The following is a 17,138-nucleotide window of genomic DNA, read 5'->3' as shown; positions in this document are numbered from 1 at the left end:
CTTTATGATTTTAATCATATTAAAATATCACTCTAAAGAAAGTGGGCGAGAACTATAATCTGCTCATGTTTTTATTCACAAACTTATCCACAAGTTAGATCTTTAAGATCATAATGTAAAAATGCTCTTTTTCGCACAAGAATGGACGCTAAGATTCGTCTCTTGCTGCCAGCTATGGCATTCTTAGCGTCAGACCTTGCTGAATAAAGATGAAGAAACTCTATGGCCCAGATTGCAGAAAACCCATTGATCCTCGTTGACGGTTCCTCTTACCTCTATCGTGCTTACCATGCTTTCCCGCCGCTGACCAACGGCAGCGGTGAGCCAACGGGTGCGATGTATGGCGTGTTGAACATGTTGCGCAGTCTGTTGCTGCAATATCGTCCAAGCCATGTCGCTGTAGTTTTTGATGCTAAAGGTAAAACATTCCGCGATGAACTTTTCGCTGAATATAAGTCTCACCGCCCCCCTATGCCGGATGATTTACGCGCTCAAATTGAGCCACTTCACCAAATGGTTAAGGCTATGGGGTTACCTTTATTGGTCGTTTCCGGCGTTGAGGCTGACGATGTTATTGGCACTTTGGCACAAGAAGCTGAAAAAGCAGGTCATGCTGTATTAATTAGTACTGGTGATAAAGATATGGCGCAATTAGTTACGCCGAATATCACTCTCATCAATACAATGAATAACGCTATTTTAGGGCCACAGGAAGTCTGTGAAAAATATGGCGTTCCCCCTGAGCTGATTATTGATTTTCTCGCCCTGATGGGGGATTCCTCAGATAATATTCCTGGAGTGCCGGGTGTTGGTGAGAAAACTGCACAGGCTTTATTACAAGGTCTGGGTGGTCTGGATGCGCTATTCAGTAATTTAGATAAAATATCCTCGCTAACATTCCGTGGTGCAAAAACGATGTCTGCCAAATTGGAGCAGAATAAAGATGTTGCCTATCTCTCCTATAAATTAGCCACGATTAAAACGGATGTTGAACTGGATGTGACTTGTGATGAGCTAAAAGTCACGGCTCCTGATGATGACCAGCTACATCAATTATTTAGCCGCTATGAATTTAAGCGCTGGCTGGCGGATGTCGAAGCAGGAAAATGGCTGGAGGGTAAAAAAGACCGGCCAACAGGGCAGAGCAGCAATAAAGTTTTTGAAGCAGCAGAATCAGCTCCTGCGGTTGAGGTTACCGCGGTGCTCTCACAAGAAAACTATCAAACCATCTTGGATGAGAAGTCTTTAAGCGACTGGATTGAACGGCTTAAAAACGCGGAAGTTTTTGCTTTTGATACTGAAACTGACGGCCTTGATACCCTTAGCAGTAATTTAATTGGTTTTTCTTTTGCTGTGGCACCGGGTGAAGCCGCTTATTTGCCTGTAGCTCATGATTATCTGGATGCTCCTGCCCAGCTCGATAGAAATTGGGTTCTGGCCCAGCTTAAACCCTTACTGGAAGATGAAAAGGCCCTGAAAGTCGGGCAGAATCTTAAGTTTGACCAAAGTATGCTGGCGCGTTATGACATTGATCTGCGGGGTATTGCTTTCGATACCATGCTGGAATCTTATGTTTTAGACAGTGTTGCTGGCCGACATGATATGGATAGCTTGGCGGAGCGTTATCTCAATCATAAGACCATTACTTTTGAAGAAATTGCTGGCAAAGGCAAAAATCAACTCACTTTCAACCAAATTGCGTTAGAGCAAGCTGGGCCTTATGCAGCAGAAGATGCGGATGTCACCTTACAGTTGCATTTAGTATTGTGGCCAAAATTGCAGCAAAGTGAGGGGCTAAAGCGGGTATTCCAAGAAATTGAGATGCCGCTGTTACCAATATTGTCCCGCATTGAGCGGACTGGTGTATTGATTGACCAGAATATATTGGCGGCACACTCCAAAGAGCTGACTATTCGCCTTGATGAATTGGAAAAACAAGCTCATGAATTGGCTGAAGAGCCATTCAATCTCGCTTCGCCGAAGCAGCTACAGGCCATTTTGTATGAAAAACAAAAATTGCCGATCTTGAAGAAAACGCCGGGAGGCGCGGCTTCAACCAATGAAGAGGTGCTGGCTGAGTTGGCACTGGATTACCCTCTGCCGAAAGTGATTCTTGAGTATCGCGGCTTGGCGAAGCTGAAAAGTACTTATACTGATAAATTGCCGTTGATGATTAACCCGGTTTCTGGGCGAGTTCATACTTCTTATCATCAGGCTGTCACGGCGACTGGGCGTTTGTCTTCCCGTGATCCGAACCTGCAAAACATTCCGGTGCGAAATGAAGAAGGGCGTCGTATACGTCAGGCTTTTATTGCGCCAAAAGGTTACCGCATCATGGCGGCTGACTACTCACAGATTGAGCTGCGCATCATGGCCCATTTGTCGCAAGACCAAGGGTTGCTGACTGCATTTGCTGCTGGGAAAGATATCCACCGCGCGACTGCGGCTGAAGTCTTTGGTTTGCCATTGGAAAAAGTCACAAACGACCAACGCCGCAGTGCTAAAGCCATTAACTTTGGTCTGATTTATGGCATGAGCGCATTTGGTTTGGCGCGGCAGCTGAATATTCCTCGTGGGGAAGCGCAGCGTTATATGGATCTCTATTTTGAGCGCTACCCTGGTGTGCTGGAATATATGGAACGCACGCGCAAGCAAGCCGCTGAACAAGGTTATGTCACGACGTTGGATGGTCGCCGCCTCTATCTACCTGATATTCACTCACGCAATGCCACGCGCCGTAAGGCGGCCGAGCGTGAAGCTATCAATGCGCCGATGCAAGGCACTGCCGCTGATATTATTAAGCGCGCAATGATTGCAGTGGATGCTTGGTTGCAGCAAGAACCTGAGCCTTTGGTGCGGGTTATCATGCAGGTACACGATGAATTGGTGTTTGAGGTGCATGAAAGTGTATTGGAAAGCGCTGAGCAGAAAATTCGTGAGCTGATGGAACAGAGTATGCAATTGGCCGTGCCATTAAAAGTGGATGTCGGTGTGGGTGATAACTGGGATCAAGCGCACTAACTATTTATCTATGAAGGTAATCTATGCGGGTAAGTGGTGATAAATAAAGCATTTTATGTAATTAAGCTACATTTAGGGGCGATAATGCGGGGATGAAACAAGCTGAATCGTGCCAATTTGTGTAACTATACAACAAAAAATTCTTTTGCCCTGCGAAAAAATGATGTAGAGTTACAGACGTAGGGTACAGAGGTAAGATGTTCTATCTTTCAGACCTTTTACTTCACGTAATCGGATTTGGCTGTATATTAGCCGCCCCAGTCATTTATTGACTGGGGCGTTTTTTATTGGGTCTTTGTCAGAAAATAGGCCGGAAAATGGGCAGGCCATTAGCTGATAGGAAAGGGCTGTTGCTGGGGTTTTATCAGAGAAATATGCAGCGACAATCCGAGGGTCGGGCTGAAGTAACAGCCCTTACGGGCTGTTTTTACCATCAATTACTCGCCTTCGTCGTCATACTCGTCAATCATCACTTCCGGCGGGATCTCGCTGAACCAGGTATCCAGTTTTTCGCGTAATTTATCGACACCAATCTTTTTCAATGATGAGAAAGCTTCAACCTGAATATCACCCATAAATGGAATGATAGCTTCCCGCACCATGTTTAGTTGGGCTTTGCGAGCGCCAGATGCCAGCTTATCTGCTTTGGTCAGCAGCAACATCACTGGGGTACCGACAGCGACAGCCCACGTAATCATCTGTTGGTCTAAATCTTTCAACGGATGGCGGATATCCATCAGTACAACCAACCCTTTCAGACAGTTACGCTTCTGTAAGTATTCGCCCAGTGCGCGCTGCCACTTGAGTTTCATCTCTTCCGGGACTTCGGCATAACCATACCCCGGCAAGTCGACCAGACGGATACCATCAACCACTTCAAATAAGTTAATCAGTTGAGTACGGCCCGGTGTTTTACTGGTTCGTGCCAGGCTTTTCTGGTTGGTCAACGTATTGAGAGCACTTGATTTTCCTGCATTTGAGCGGCCAGCGAATGCCACCTCAATACCTTCATCACGTGGCAGATGGCGAATATCCGGAGCACTGATGACGAAGTGAGTCATGTGATAGTTATAATTTCTGATAGTCAAAATTTGTCGTCTCCGTGAGAGATAGCTTACATGGAGCGATTATAACTGCATCGGGCCAAAAAAAGGGGGTTTATCTCATATAGCTTTTGTGTGGGGATCCGTGACGTCCATTAATCTGTTTTTTTTTGATGAAATAACAGTTTTGTGAGTGGGTGGTCATTGTCGGGCCAATTAATTGCTTATCATTGAATGATTGTTAAGAAAAATTTTATTAAAAGTAGGCTACAATTATCAGCGGTTAGTTTGTTTTTATCATTATTTTATGAATAAAAACAAATGACTGTTTTTATTTTGAACAGCGCAGGATGTGCTGGCAAGGAGCATAAACACTCAAGGAGAGTGGCCTATGCTTAAGGAATGTAATGGATATACTGTGAGCCAGGGATGATCAGGGAGCTTATATACCCTAAATAACTTGAGTTGAAGTATGCCGGGTATAAAGGGATGTTCAGGGACACAGGTCGGAGCGCCGGGTGAATCGCCTTCAGGGTTGGAGGGATGGCAAGGATAGCGAATTGCAGGAGGGAGAAACCGGGACGTTATGTAAGTGCAGGGAGTGCGCTGTAAGGATATCCTTCCGCAGAAGGTGCGAAAAAAGGCGACAGGTTAATCTGCCGCCTTTTTTCTTTCTCTTCTTTCTGCTAGATTCCGCCCAATCCTATACCTAATAAATTTCAAGATGCAGGAAAGTGGCAAGTGAGAGCATCTGCAACTTGAAAGGTGACGGGTATATACTCAATCCGATCCCATACTTATTTAAGAGCACAGGTTATGAAACAACCCAATAAAGCACCACGCGCTGACCGTGCGGCCCCGAAAGGCACCGCAACGCCAAAGCGTCATAAAAAGACCCGTGTAGAGCTTGATATTGAAGCTCGCGAGCGTAAACGTCAGAAAAGACACAGTGGCAATCGCTCTGGTGCGAGAACCAATGTCGAGGGCAGCAATAAGAAAGGTCAAACCGAGACTCAAGAGAAAGATCCACGGATTGGCAGCAAAGTGCCTGTGCCTCTGGTAGTGGACAGTAAGATAAAAGCTAAGCCAACCACTAAGCCAGTGGCAAAAGTCGAAGCCAAGCCACGTCTGACGCCGGAAGAAGAGCTGACTAAGCTGGAAAACGACGAGCGTCTGGATGCATTGCTGGATAGACTCGATAACGACGAAGTATTGAGCAAAGAAGACCAGGCTTATGTTGATCTGACGTTGGACCGTATTGATGCCCTGATGGAACAATTGGGTATTGAGCTGGGCGACGACGACGAAGAGAAAGAAGAAAAGCAGGAAGACATTCTAAAATTACTGAAGAGCGGTAATCCAAAAGACGCATTTTAAACTATGAAGTGGGTGATCCCGATAATAGCCCTACTAATTACATGTTATCTATTGTGGTTATTGGGTAAACTATGGCGGCTGTCGCAACGAAGAAAGCGGTTGCGCAGCGCTACTGCGGCCAGGCAACGAAAACATCTGCCCCCTAACCGGCCCGGTAAGCGAAAATATCGGAAGGAATGAACATGTCTGAAAACGCCATAGTTTGGGATCTGTCCCTGATTCAAAAATATAATTATTCAGGGCCGCGCTATACTTCGTACCCCACAGCCCTTGAATTTAGTGAAGATTATTATGAATCTGCTTTTGAGCAGGCGGTGAAACGCTACCCGCAGCGGCCTTTGTCGCTGTATGTGCACATCCCGTTTTGTCATAAACTTTGCTACTTTTGTGGCTGTAATAAGCTGGTGACACGCCAGCAGCATAAAGCTGATGAATATTTGGTGGTCTTAGAAAAAGAGATTCGCCAGCGCGCCGCGTTGTTTGCCGGGCGTCAGGTTAGCCAGATGCACTGGGGCGGTGGGACACCCACTTATCTAAATAAAACACAAATCACTCATTTGATGAATCTGTTGCGTGAAAACTTTGATTTTCTGCCCGGTGCTGAGCAATCAATTGAAGTCGATCCACGTGAAATTGAGCTGGATGTGCTCGATCACCTGCGTGCTGAGGGGTTTAACCGCCTGAGCATGGGGGTGCAGGACTTCAATAAGGAAGTTCAACGGCTGGTTAACCGTGAGCAAGATGAAGACTTTATCTTCGCGCTGATTGCTCGCGCTAAAGCCCTCGGTTTTAACTCAACCAACATTGATTTGATTTATGGTTTGCCAAAACAGACGCCAGAAAGCTTTGCGTTTACCCTCAAGCGGGTGGCTGAACTTAGCCCCGATCGCCTGAGTGTCTTCAATTATGCCCATCTGCCGAGCTTGTTTGCTGCACAGCGCAAAATTAAAGATGCTGATTTGCCCACCGCCGAGCAGCGGCTGGATATTTTGCAGCATACCATCAGTTTTTTAACCGAATCCGGCTATCAGTTTATCGGGATGGATCACTTCGCCCGGCCTGATGATGAGTTAGCGGTTGCCCAGCGGGAGGGGAAATTACATCGTAATTTCCAAGGTTATACCACCCAAGGTGAGAGTGATTTACTCGGGTTAGGGGTTTCTGCCATCAGTATGTTAGGTGACAGTTACGCGCAAAACGAAAAAGATTTGAAGACTTACTATGCCGTTGTCGAGCAACGAGGCAATGCATTGTGGCGTGGTCTGACCATGACTGAAGATGATTGCTTGCGCCGTGACGTGATTAAGACGCTGATTTGTAATTTTCAAATCAGTTATCAGCCAATTGAACAGCATTATGGTATTCGTTTCGCTGATTATTTTGCTGAAGATTTTGAGCTTTTGGCCCCCTTTGAACAAGATGGGCTGGTGGCGCGGGATGATAATGGCATTCGTGTGACACCGCGTGGGCGCTTACTCATTCGTAATATTTGTATGTGCTTTGATATCTATTTACGCAAACAAACGCGTCGACAACAGTTCTCCCGCGTTATCTGATAAACAGGTTGCTGACAAACCCATTTTGTCACATTGAGACTGGCGGGGCGACTGCACCGATGGGCGCTCCGGTCGCTGACGCGACTACGACCCATTCGGCATATTTCCCCGCTTATCAACTCTGTCAGCGATCTCTTTCAAACAAAATTTATTCCATTCCCAACTCTTTCAACTTGCGCGTTAACGTATTACGGCCCCAGCCTAACAAGCGTGCAGCTTCCTGTTTATGCCCTTGGGTGTGACGTAGTGCCGTGGTTAACAACGTGCGCTCCATTTCTGGCTGTGCTTCTGACAACAAATCCTGATGACCAGAACGTAATGCGCGATCAGCCCATTGCGCCAGCAGTGTTGACCAGTTGTCCGGTGTGCGCTGACCAGAAGCATCCGGGGTGCTGGTTTCAAACAGCTCGGAAGGTAAATCTTGCACCAGCACTTCTTGCCCGGCCGCCATCACCGTCAGCCAACGACAGGTATTTTCCAGTTGGCGAACGTTACCCTGCCAAGGGAGGCGAGTTAGCGCGACTTCAGTTTCAGGATGCAGAATCTTGGCTTCCACCCCTAACTCTTTAGCGGCCACTTGCAAGAAGTAGCGTGCCAGGCGCGGAATATCTTCACGGCGCTCACGCAGCGGCGGTAAATGCACTCGAATCACATTCAGACGATGGAATAAATCCTCACGGAATTTCCCTTCCTGCACCCGCAGTTCCAGATTTTGATGAGTCGCGGCAATGATGCGCACATCCACTTTGACCGGCGCGTAACCGCCAACCCGATAAAACTGACCATCCGCCAAAACTCGCAATAGGCGAGTTTGCACATCCAGCGGCATATCGCCAATTTCATCTAAAAACAGTGTGCCGCCATCAGCTTGTTCAAAACGGCCCTGGCGCACCTGATTAGCGCCGGTAAAGGCCCCTTTTTCGTGGCCAAACAGCTCGGACTCAATTAAGTCTTTCGGAATCGCCGCCATATTCAGCGCGATGAAAGGCGCTTTCGCCCGTGGGCTATGGCGATGTAGTGCATGGGCCACTAACTCTTTACCGGTTCCCGATTCGCCGTTAATCAGCACGCTGATAGAGGAGCGGGATAAGCGCCCAATGATGCGGAAAACATCCTGCATCGCCGGCGCTTCGCCAATGATATCTGCGGTTGGGCCGCTTGCAGGCTGGCTACGGGGCGGTTGTTGCTGTTCTTGATAATGGCTAATCGCCCGTTCAACCAGCGCGACAGCTTCATCAATATCAAAGGGCTTGGGCAGATAATCAAAAGCCCCTTGCTGATAGGCGCTGACTGCCGCATCCAAATCAGAATGTGCCGTCATTATGATGACCGGGAGCATCGGGTGGCGCTGTTTAATCTGTTTCAGCAGTGCCAATCCATCCATGCCGGGCATACGAATATCTGATAACAACACATCCGGAGTTTGTGTCGCCAATGCATCCAACACCTGATTACCGGAATCAAATGTTACGCAGTTCAGACCCGCTCCAGTCAGTGCGCGCTCAAGCACCCAGCGGATGGAGCTATCGTCATCGACGATCCAGACTATCCCTCGTTGCATAGAAACCTCACTGGCGAATAGGCAGGTAAACCGAGAATTCGGTGTGTCCCGGCCAACTGTTAAATTCAATTTTACCCGAATGTTGATCAATTAGACTGCGGGCAATCGACAAGCCAAGGCCGGTTCCTCCCTCGCGACCACTGACCATCGGGTAGAAGACAGTATCTTGTAATTGCGTTGGTACACCTGGGCCATCATCTTCAATATCAATTCGCGCGGCCAGGCGGTAGCGCACACCGTGCAGTGTTATCTGAAATGCGGTGCGAGTGCGCAGTGTAATGGTGCCGCCAGCTTCACCTAAAGCTTGTAATGCATTGCGGGTGATATTCAGCAGTACTTGTTCAATTTGGTCGGGGTCATGTGCCAACTCCGGCAAACTGGGGTCATAGTCACGGATTAACGTCACGTTATCCGGCTTTTCCAGTGATACGAGTTGGCAAACCCGTTCAGCAACCTGATGGATGCTTTGTGTAACATGTTGACCGGGCCGCTGAGGGCCTAATAAGCGGTCAACCAGATTGCGTAAGCGATCCGCTTGCTCAATGATGACTTTGGTATATTCCAGCAACGCCGGATCGGGCAGGGCTTTTGACAATAATTGTGCCGCGCCGCGTAAGCCACCCAGTGGGTTTTTAATCTCGTGTGCCAACCCACGAACCAAATCGCGCGCAGCAATTTGTTGCGCATGCTGTAGTTGCTCTTGGCTTAGCCGACGTTGGTTATCCATCGGTGCCATTTCCAGCAATATAAAACCTTCCGGTAATGATTGCGCGGTCAGCGATAAAATATGCGCCCGGCCATCAACCACTAATGTTACTTCATTATCGGTAAAACCTTGCCCCGTATGTAGGCTTTCCCGCATCAAGTCGATATTGAGGGAAAAATAGCCTAATAAATCTGGCAAAGGTGTACCAAAAAGTTTACGGGAGCTTTGCGCCAGAAGTTGCTGGGCGGCGGGATTGGCATAATGAATAGCCAAATCATCATCTAATAGCAGGATGCTATTAATGAGAGAATTAAGGATCTGCCCAGCATCGGGCAGCGTGCCTGTTGCCATTACGCAGACTCCTAACCCGTCATACTTCAAGCCGCATGTGCGTTGGCCACGTTCGTTACTCGGCCCATCCCTGGCCCTCGCCTCTGCGAGGCCGCTGCACGCAGCGTTCAAACCTGCTCCTGGCAGATTTGTCACCCGAATCATTTACTTATGTAAGCTCATCAGGATTCTCTCGCTTGCCGCCTTCTTGCAACTCGAATTATTTTGGGTTGTATTTTATTCCAGTTCAGTCACCACTGAGCCAGAGGTATGAAACGAAAAGTGGAGAAAAAAGCCCATGATGAAATGGGCCAAAAGTTTCCACGGCAACAAAAAACTAAAAACAATTAAACGCTGTAGTACAGTTCGAACTCAACGGGGTGTGGAGTCATACGCACGCGGTCCATTTCTTCTTTACGCAGCTCGATGTAAGCATCGATAGCGTCGTCAGTGAACACGCCACCACGGGTCAAGAACTCGCGGTCTTCGTTCAGTGCAGCCATTGCTTCGTCCAGTGAACCTGCAACTTTTGGAATTTCAGCTTCTTCTTCCGGTGGCAAGTCATACAGGTTTTTGTCCATCGCATCACCAGGGTGAATTTTGTTGATGATGCCATCAAGGCCAGCCATCAGCAGCGCTGCGAAGCACAGGTACGGGTTAGCCGCTGGGTCAGGGAAACGCGCTTCAATACGACGCGCTTTCGGGCTGGCAACCACAGGGATACGGATAGAAGCTGAACGGTTACGGGCAGAGTATGCCAGCATGACCGGCGCTTCGTAGCCTGGGACCAAACGCTTGTAGGAGTTAGTCGTTGGGTTAGCCAAGGCGTTAATGGCTTTTGCGTGCTTGATGATACCGCCGATATAGAACAGCGCCATTTCAGACAGGCCAGCGTATTTGTCACCGGCGAACAAGTTAGTGCCGTTCTTGGACAAAGACATATGGCAGTGCATGCCTGAACCGTTATCACCGAACATAGGTTTTGGCATGAAAGTCGCGGTTTTACCAAACGCGTGTGCCACGTTGTGCACGACATATTTGTAAATCTGAATTTCGTCAGCTTTTTTGGTCATGGTATTGAAGCGAGTAGCCACTTCGTTCTGACCGGCTGTTGCCACTTCATGGTGGTGCGCTTCAACAACCAGGCCCATTTCTTCCATGGTCAAACACATGGTAGAACGCAGATCCTGTGAAGAATCGACCGGAGGAACTGGGAAGTAACCGCCTTTTACTGCTGGACGGTGGCCTTTGTTGCCGCCTTCGTATTTGGTGCTGGAGTTCCATGCGCCTTCGATATCATCGATAGCGACGTGGGAACCACGGATGCTGCTACCAAAACGAACGTCATCGAACAGGAAGAATTCTGGCTCAGGCCCAAACAACACGGTATCCGCGATACCAGAAGATTTTAGGAATTCTTCTGCGCGTTTGGAGATAGAGCGCGGGTCGCGGTCATAACCTTGCAGGGTGCCTGGCTCGAGAATGTCACAACGGATAATCAGTGTGGAATCTTCGAAAAACGGGTCCATAACAGCGGTGCTGGCGTCTGGCATCAGTACCATGTCGGATTCGTTAATGCCTTTCCAGCCACCAATCGAGGAGCCATCAAACATTTTGCCTTCTTCGAAGAAGTCAGCGTTGACCTGATGAGCTGGAATAGTGATGTGCTGTTCTTTCCCTTTAGTATCGGTGAAGCGCAAATCAACAAATTTCACTTCGTGCTCATTCAGCATCGTCAAAACATGTTCAGCGGACATACTTATATCTCCTGGATTTGTCATAGTCGTCGTCGTGGAACGATTACCGTGTTACCCCTTCGAACTTGAAGTTGCAGGGGTGTTGGCTGCAACACCAATTTCTTTGGGTATATGATGTTCAGTTATTCATGCTAAAATCTATTGCGAAATCTATGCCAACTTTCCAAACCCCCCGTTTATGCCATATCATAGGGGTCTGCTGATATTCAGTATGCACCAGGATAGTTATATTGCACTATTTTGGTGCTTCATTTGCGCCGTTGGGCACTGTATTGGTGCAAAAGTGGGCCGAGAGGCTGTTTTTGCACCGTGAAAGGGATCACAAACACACCGTCGTTAGGTTGTTTATAAGAGAAGTTTGTGATCTTGTTTAGTCCCTCGCCTAATACGTGTACAATAGCGCGCTATTTCTAAATGCCTGAGGCAAAAAAGCTGTGATCGAGAATCTGCGTAACATCGCCATTATTGCGCACGTTGACCATGGGAAAACTACCCTGGTTGATAAGTTGCTACAACAATCTGGTACTTTCGGTGAACGTACTGAAGCAACTGAACGTGTAATGGACTCCAACGATTTGGAGAAAGAGCGTGGGATAACTATCCTCGCGAAAAATACTGCCATTAAATGGAAAGACTACCGCATCAACATCGTGGATACCCCAGGACACGCCGATTTCGGTGGTGAAGTTGAGCGCGTAATGTCTATGGTTGACTCTGTGCTGTTGGTCGTCGACGCAATGGATGGCCCGATGCCGCAGACCCGTTTCGTGACCAAAAAAGCTTTTGCTAACGGTCTGAAACCAATCGTGGTAATCAACAAAGTTGACCGTCCTGGCGCGCGTCCTGACTGGGTTGTGGATCAGGTGTTTGACCTGTTCGTCAACCTGGACGCAACTGACGAACAACTGGACTTCCCTATCATCTATGCCTCTGCATTGATGGGTATCGCGGGTGAAGACCACAATGATATGGCGGCAGACATGACTCCGTTGTATCAAGCTATCGTTGACCATGTATCTGCACCACAAGTTGAGCTTGAAGCGCCGTTCCAGATGCAGATCTCTCAGCTGGATTACAACAACTATGTTGGTGTTATCGGCATCGGTCGTATCAAACGCGGTAAAGTTAAGCCGAACCAGCAAGTCACTATCATTGATAGCGAAGGCAAGACGCGTAACGGTAAAGTCGGTAAAGTTCTGACTCACATGGGTCTGGAGCGTATCGAAGCGACCGAGGCTGAAGCTGGCGACATCGTGGCTATCACCGGTCTGGGCGAGTTGAACATCTCCGACACTATCTGTGACGTTAATGCTGTTGAAGCATTGCCAGCACTGTCTGTTGATGAACCAACCGTTACCATGTATTTCTGCGTTAACACCTCTCCGTTCTGTGGTAAAGAAGGTAAGTACGTGACTTCACGTCAAATTCTTGACCGCCTGAACAAAGAGCTGATTCATAACGTAGCATTGCGTGTTGAAGAAACTGAAGATTCTGATGCGTTCCGCGTATCTGGCCGTGGTGAACTTCACCTGTCGGTTCTGATCGAAAACATGCGTCGCGAAGGTTTCGAACTGGCTGTATCTCGTCCTAAAGTTATCAACCGTGTTATCGACGGTCGCAATCAAGAACCATTTGAAAGCGTAACTTTGGATATCGAAGAACAGCACCAGGGCTCAGTGATGCAAGCCATGGGTGAACGTAAAGGCGATGTGAAGGACATGGTTCCGGACGGCAAAGGTCGTATTCGTCTGGATTATATGATCCCAAGCCGTGGCCTGATTGGCTTCCGTACTGAATTCATGACCATGACTTCAGGTACTGGCCTGCTGTACTCCACATTCAGTCATTATGATGATGTGCGTCCAGGCGAGATCGGTCAACGTCAAAACGGCGTACTGATTTCTAACGGTCAGGGTAAAGCTGTTGCGTTTGCATTGTTCAAACTGCAAGACCGCGGCAAACTGTTCATCGGTCACGGTACAGAAGTGTATGAAGGCCAAATCATCGGTATTCACTCACGTTCTAACGACCTGACTGTAAACTGTTTGACGGGTAAGCAGTTGACCAACATGCGTGCATCGGGTACTGACGAAGCAACCACTCTGGTTCCTTTCCTGAAGAAAACTCTGGAACAGGCTCTGGAATTCATTGATGACGATGAATTGGTTGAAGTTACCCCGCAATCGATCCGTATCCGTAAGCGTCATTTAACGGAAAACGATCGTAAGCGTGCAGGTCGTGGTCCTAAAGAAGGTTAATTCTTCTTAGTTTCACTGATACTTAGGGCGCTAGCAGCGCCCTGAGTTCTATCCTCTGCTTCCTTGAAGCTGCAACGGTGTTAGCTTCACTCACTAACCCGAATCACTTACGTGTGTAAGTTCATAGGGATTCATTCCTTTACCGCTTTCCTGCATCTTGAAATCTGTTGCGATATTTATGCTGTAAAAATATTATTTTTCCTGACTGACCCCTCCTTTTTGCCCCTCTCTCTATTCAGCCTTCTTTTTTCCCGTTACAGTAAAACACACCATCTAATTGGGAGAGCGCCATGCTGTATATCTTTGATCTAGGGAATGTGATTGTTGATATCGACTTCAAACGTGTGTTGGGCGTCTGGAGTAAATTAAGCAGTGTCCCGTTGGCGACACTGAGTGAGCGCTTTACGATGGGAGAGGTCTTCCAGCAGCATGAGCGCGGTGAAGTCAGTGATGAGGATTTTGCCCGCCAGCTGAGTGACGAGATGGGGCTATCATTGAGTTTTGAACAGTTTGCTGAGGGTTGGCAGGCGGTATTTGTGGCTTTACGCCCTGAAGTCATCACGATTATGCAAAAGTTGCGGGCCGAAGGGCACCGAGTGGTGGTGCTATCTAATACTAACCGCCTACATTGCAATTATTGGCCACAGCATTATCCCGAAGTTGCTGCGGCTGCGGATCATCTGTATTTGTCGCAAGATTTGGGAATGCGCAAACCTGAAGCCAGAATCTATCAGCATGTGCTGAGTGCAGAGAACATTCCGGCAGAACAAGCTGTGTTCTTTGATGATGTTGAGGCGAATATTGTTGCTGCCAGAATCGAGGGCATTACTGGTATCCACGTCACCGACCGAAAGGTTATTCCTGCTTATTTTTCCTGATAAGTTCTTGCTCCAGGCGTTAATGGGTTAGCCTTAAACATCATGCTAGCCCATAACCGAGCCTAAACACCGGTATTGATTGAGAGATAAACATGGCGAGTTTTCTGCGTTTTCGCTTATCTGCATCTTTAAAACCCTACATTACGTTCGGGCGAATGCTTTACACCCGAATCGATAAAGACGGTTTAACCATGCTGGCTGGGCATCTGGCGTATGTGTCATTACTTTCTCTGGTGCCATTGGTCACGGTGATTTTTGCTCTGTTCGCTGCTTTTCCGATGTTTGCTGACATCAGTATAAAATTGAAAGCCTTCATATTTGCCAATTTTATGCCTGCTACCGGCGACATCATCCAAAGTTATCTTGAGCAATTTGTGGCGAACTCAAATCGTATGACGGTGGTGGGCACTTGCGGCTTGATTGTGACCGCGCTATTGCTGATTTACTCTGTCGACAGTGTGCTCAACATTATCTGGCGCAGTAAAGTTCACCGGTCACTGGTATTTTCATTCGCTGTTTATTGGATGGTGCTGACGTTAGGGCCGATTCTTGTCGGGGCCAGTATGGTGATCAGCTCGTATCTGCTGTCATTGCAATGGTTGGCAAATGCCCAGGTAGACAGCATGATCGATGAAACATTGCGGTTATTTCCGTTGCTGATCTCTTGGGTTTCATTTTGGTTATTGTACAGTGTGGTGCCAACGGTGCGGGTGCCAGCCCTAGATGCTGTGATTGGCGCGCTGATTGCTGCATTGCTTTTCGAGTTAGGTAAGAAAGGATTCACAATGTACATCACGCTGTTTCCGTCTTATCAGCTGATTTACGGGGTGCTGGCCGTTATCCCTATTTTATTCCTCTGGGTTTACTGGAGCTGGTGCATTGTGTTGCTGGGCGCGGAAATTACCGTCACCTTGGGGGAATATCGTGCTCAGCGAGATAAAGCGAATATTGAGGAAAGCCAGAGTCAGGAGATGTAAGGCATTATGATTGCGTTGATTCAACGGGCGCTCAGCGCCAATGCCGTGGTTGATGGGAAGGTTGTGGGTGAAATTGGCCCTGGTTTGTTGATATTACTTGGTGTCGAACAAGAAGATACCGAGCAAAAAGCACGGCGCTTATGTGAAAAGGTCTTGGGTTACCGGGTTTTCGGTGATGAAGACGACAAAATGAACCTGAATGTCCAGCAAGCTGGAGGCAGCGTGCTGGTGGTTTCGCAATTTACGTTAGTGGCTGATACGCAAAAAGGTATGAGACCGAGCTTTTCACGTGGTGCAGTTCCCGCAGAAGCTGATCGGCTTTATGAGTATTTTGTTGCCCAGTGCCGCGAGCGTGGTGTAAAAACTGAAACGGGAATATTTGCAGCGGATATGAAAGTTAGCCTCGTCAACGACGGCCCAGTGACTTTTTGGTTGCAAGTATAGAGACAGGGATATCGCCCAAGATTGAAGGTTATTTTATTGATAATTTTAAAGAGAGAATGCTCCTATGTATCACTTGCGTGTGCCCACAACAGAACAAGAACTTAAAGATTATTATCAATTCCGTTGGGAAATGTTACGCAAGCCGCTGCATCAACCGATAGGCTCTGAAAAAGATGCTTATGACGCGATGGCCCATCACCAAATGGTGGTGGATGAGCAAGGGAAACCTGTCGCTATTGGCCGTTTATATATAAATGCTGATAATGAGGCCGCTATTCGCTTTCTGGCTGTGGACCCTTCAGTTCGTGCCAAAGGGTTAGGGACGTTAGTCGCGATGACGTTGGAGTCGGTGGCGCGTCAGGAAGGGGTAAAGCGGGTAGTCTGTAGCGCTCGTGAAGATGCGGTCGATTTCTTCGCCAAGTTAGGTTTTGTCAGCCAGGGGGAAATAACGGCCCCGCAGACCACACCCGTTCGTCACTTTTTAATGATTAAACCGGTGGCGACCATGGATGATATCCTGCATCGCCCTGATTGGTGCGGCCAGTTGCAGCAGGCTTGGTACGACCATATCCCACTCAGCGAAAAAATGGGTGTGCGCATCAGCCAATATACTGGCCAGCGGTTTGTGACCACGATGCCAGAGGCGGGTAATCAGAACCCTCACCATACTTTATTTGCCGGCAGCCTTTTCTCGTTAGCGACATTAACGGGCTGGGGGTTGATTTGGTTATTACTGCGTGAACGTCATTTGGGCGGCACAATTATTCTTGCTGATGCTCATATTCGCTACAGTTCCCCCGTCACCGGGCGACCACGAGCGGTTGCTGAGCTGAGTTCACTGAGTGGGGACTTGGATAGATTAGCTCGTGGTCGTCGTGCCAGAGTACAGCTAGATGTGAACTTATTTGGCGATGAAGATGCTGGCGCCGTATTCTCAGGAACTTACATGGTATTACCCGTCGAAGCAGAGAGTGATGGGGTTAACTAATTATCATCTTACCCGTTCATTGATGACTGACGAGCGGGTAGCGTAATAAATGATGACGGTGAGGTGTGAATTTAGGCTTGTTTAATGCTCTAACCTTTCATAATGTTATTACATCTATTCCAGTTGTTAGTTCCACACTGTTTATTTTGATTAATATAATGGCGACAACTCCTTTATTCCCAGCTCTATAAAATTTCAGGTTTATTTCTTAATTTATTTCTCAATATCACCCGGAAATAAAT

The 17,138-nt window shown here is 47.8% G+C and carries 12 protein-coding genes; 8 read left to right on the top strand and 4 right to left on the bottom strand.

Annotation, left to right across the window (positions count from 1 at the left end; genetic code table 11):
* Window positions 1-222: 222 nt before the first annotated feature.
* Entirely contained in the window at window positions 223-3,021 is a 2,799-nt protein-coding gene (polA, locus tag FTA91_RS03220; protein WP_050114875.1) for a DNA polymerase I, read from the top strand.
* Between the two features lie 437 nt (window positions 3,022-3,458).
* On the opposite strand, the gene yihA is transcribed toward polA, so the two are convergent.
* The gene (yihA, locus tag FTA91_RS03215; RefSeq protein ID WP_050114873.1) at window positions 3,459-4,109 is read right to left on the bottom strand and encodes a ribosome biogenesis GTP-binding protein YihA/YsxC; all 651 of its coding nucleotides are present in this window, start codon (window positions 4,107-4,109) and stop codon (window positions 3,459-3,461) included.
* A 771-nt stretch (window positions 4,110-4,880) separates the two neighbouring features.
* On the opposite strand from yihA, the gene yihI reads away from it, so the two are divergent.
* Together yihI and hemN are read left to right on the top strand one after the other, a co-directional pair.
* Window positions 4,881-5,441 (top strand): Der GTPase-activating protein YihI, encoded by a 561-nt coding sequence (gene yihI, locus FTA91_RS03205; protein WP_050114871.1) that lies wholly within the window; start codon window positions 4,881-4,883, stop codon window positions 5,439-5,441.
* Window positions 5,442-5,623: 182 nt separating this feature from the next.
* Window positions 5,624-6,997 carry an oxygen-independent coproporphyrinogen III oxidase gene (gene hemN / locus FTA91_RS03195; protein ID WP_145535749.1) on the top strand — a complete coding sequence of 458 codons (1,374 nt, stop codon included), beginning with the start codon at window positions 5,624-5,626 and terminating at the stop codon, window positions 6,995-6,997.
* A gap of 148 nt (window positions 6,998-7,145) precedes the next feature.
* On the opposite strand, the gene glnG is transcribed toward hemN, so the two are convergent.
* The 3 genes from glnG to glnA all read right to left on the bottom strand — a co-directional run bounded on the left by glnG (window position 7,146) and on the right by glnA (window position 11,351).
* Entirely contained in the window at window positions 7,146-8,558 is a 1,413-nt protein-coding gene (glnG, locus tag FTA91_RS03185; protein WP_038637813.1) for a nitrogen regulation protein NR(I), read from the bottom strand.
* 7 nt (window positions 8,559-8,565) lie between these two features.
* On the bottom strand, window positions 8,566-9,615 hold the full coding sequence (gene glnL, locus FTA91_RS03180; RefSeq protein ID WP_038637816.1) for a nitrogen regulation protein NR(II): 1,050 nt from the start codon (window positions 9,613-9,615) through the stop codon (window positions 8,566-8,568).
* A 326-nt stretch (window positions 9,616-9,941) separates the two neighbouring features.
* On the bottom strand, window positions 9,942-11,351 hold the full coding sequence (gene glnA / locus FTA91_RS03170) for a glutamate--ammonia ligase (protein ID WP_004392048.1): 1,410 nt from the start codon (window positions 11,349-11,351) through the stop codon (window positions 9,942-9,944).
* A 434-nt stretch (window positions 11,352-11,785) separates the two neighbouring features.
* Here glnA and typA point away from each other — a divergent pair, with 434 nt between their 5' ends.
* The 5 genes from typA to fabY all read left to right on the top strand — a co-directional run bounded on the left by typA (window position 11,786) and on the right by fabY (window position 16,896).
* Window positions 11,786-13,609, top strand: a complete 1,824-nt coding sequence (typA, locus tag FTA91_RS03165; protein ID WP_004392049.1) for a ribosome-dependent GTPase TypA — start codon at window positions 11,786-11,788, stop codon at window positions 13,607-13,609.
* A gap of 290 nt (window positions 13,610-13,899) precedes the next feature.
* Window positions 13,900-14,487: a glucose-1-phosphatase gene (gene yihX / locus FTA91_RS03160; protein WP_050114864.1), complete on the top strand. Its 588-nt coding sequence runs from the start codon at window positions 13,900-13,902 to the stop codon at window positions 14,485-14,487.
* A 92-nt stretch (window positions 14,488-14,579) separates the two neighbouring features.
* The gene (locus tag FTA91_RS03155; protein ID WP_145535743.1) at window positions 14,580-15,464 is read left to right on the top strand and encodes a virulence factor BrkB family protein; all 885 of its coding nucleotides are present in this window, start codon (window positions 14,580-14,582) and stop codon (window positions 15,462-15,464) included.
* A 6-nt stretch (window positions 15,465-15,470) separates the two neighbouring features.
* A complete protein-coding gene (dtd, locus tag FTA91_RS03150) occupies window positions 15,471-15,908 on the top strand; it encodes a D-aminoacyl-tRNA deacylase (RefSeq protein ID WP_050114861.1) in 438 nt (145 codons plus the stop codon).
* Window positions 15,909-15,972: 64 nt separating this feature from the next.
* Complete coding sequence (gene fabY / locus FTA91_RS03145; protein WP_050114859.1) at window positions 15,973-16,896, top strand: fatty acid biosynthesis protein FabY; 924 nt, start codon at window positions 15,973-15,975, stop codon at window positions 16,894-16,896.
* Window positions 16,897-17,138 lie beyond the last annotated feature (242 nt).

This window comes from Yersinia thracica (assembly GCF_902170565.1).
GTDB classification, from domain to species: Bacteria; Pseudomonadota; Gammaproteobacteria; order Enterobacterales; family Enterobacteriaceae; genus Yersinia; species Yersinia thracica.
This window is presented reverse-complemented; position numbering and strand designations above follow the sequence as displayed.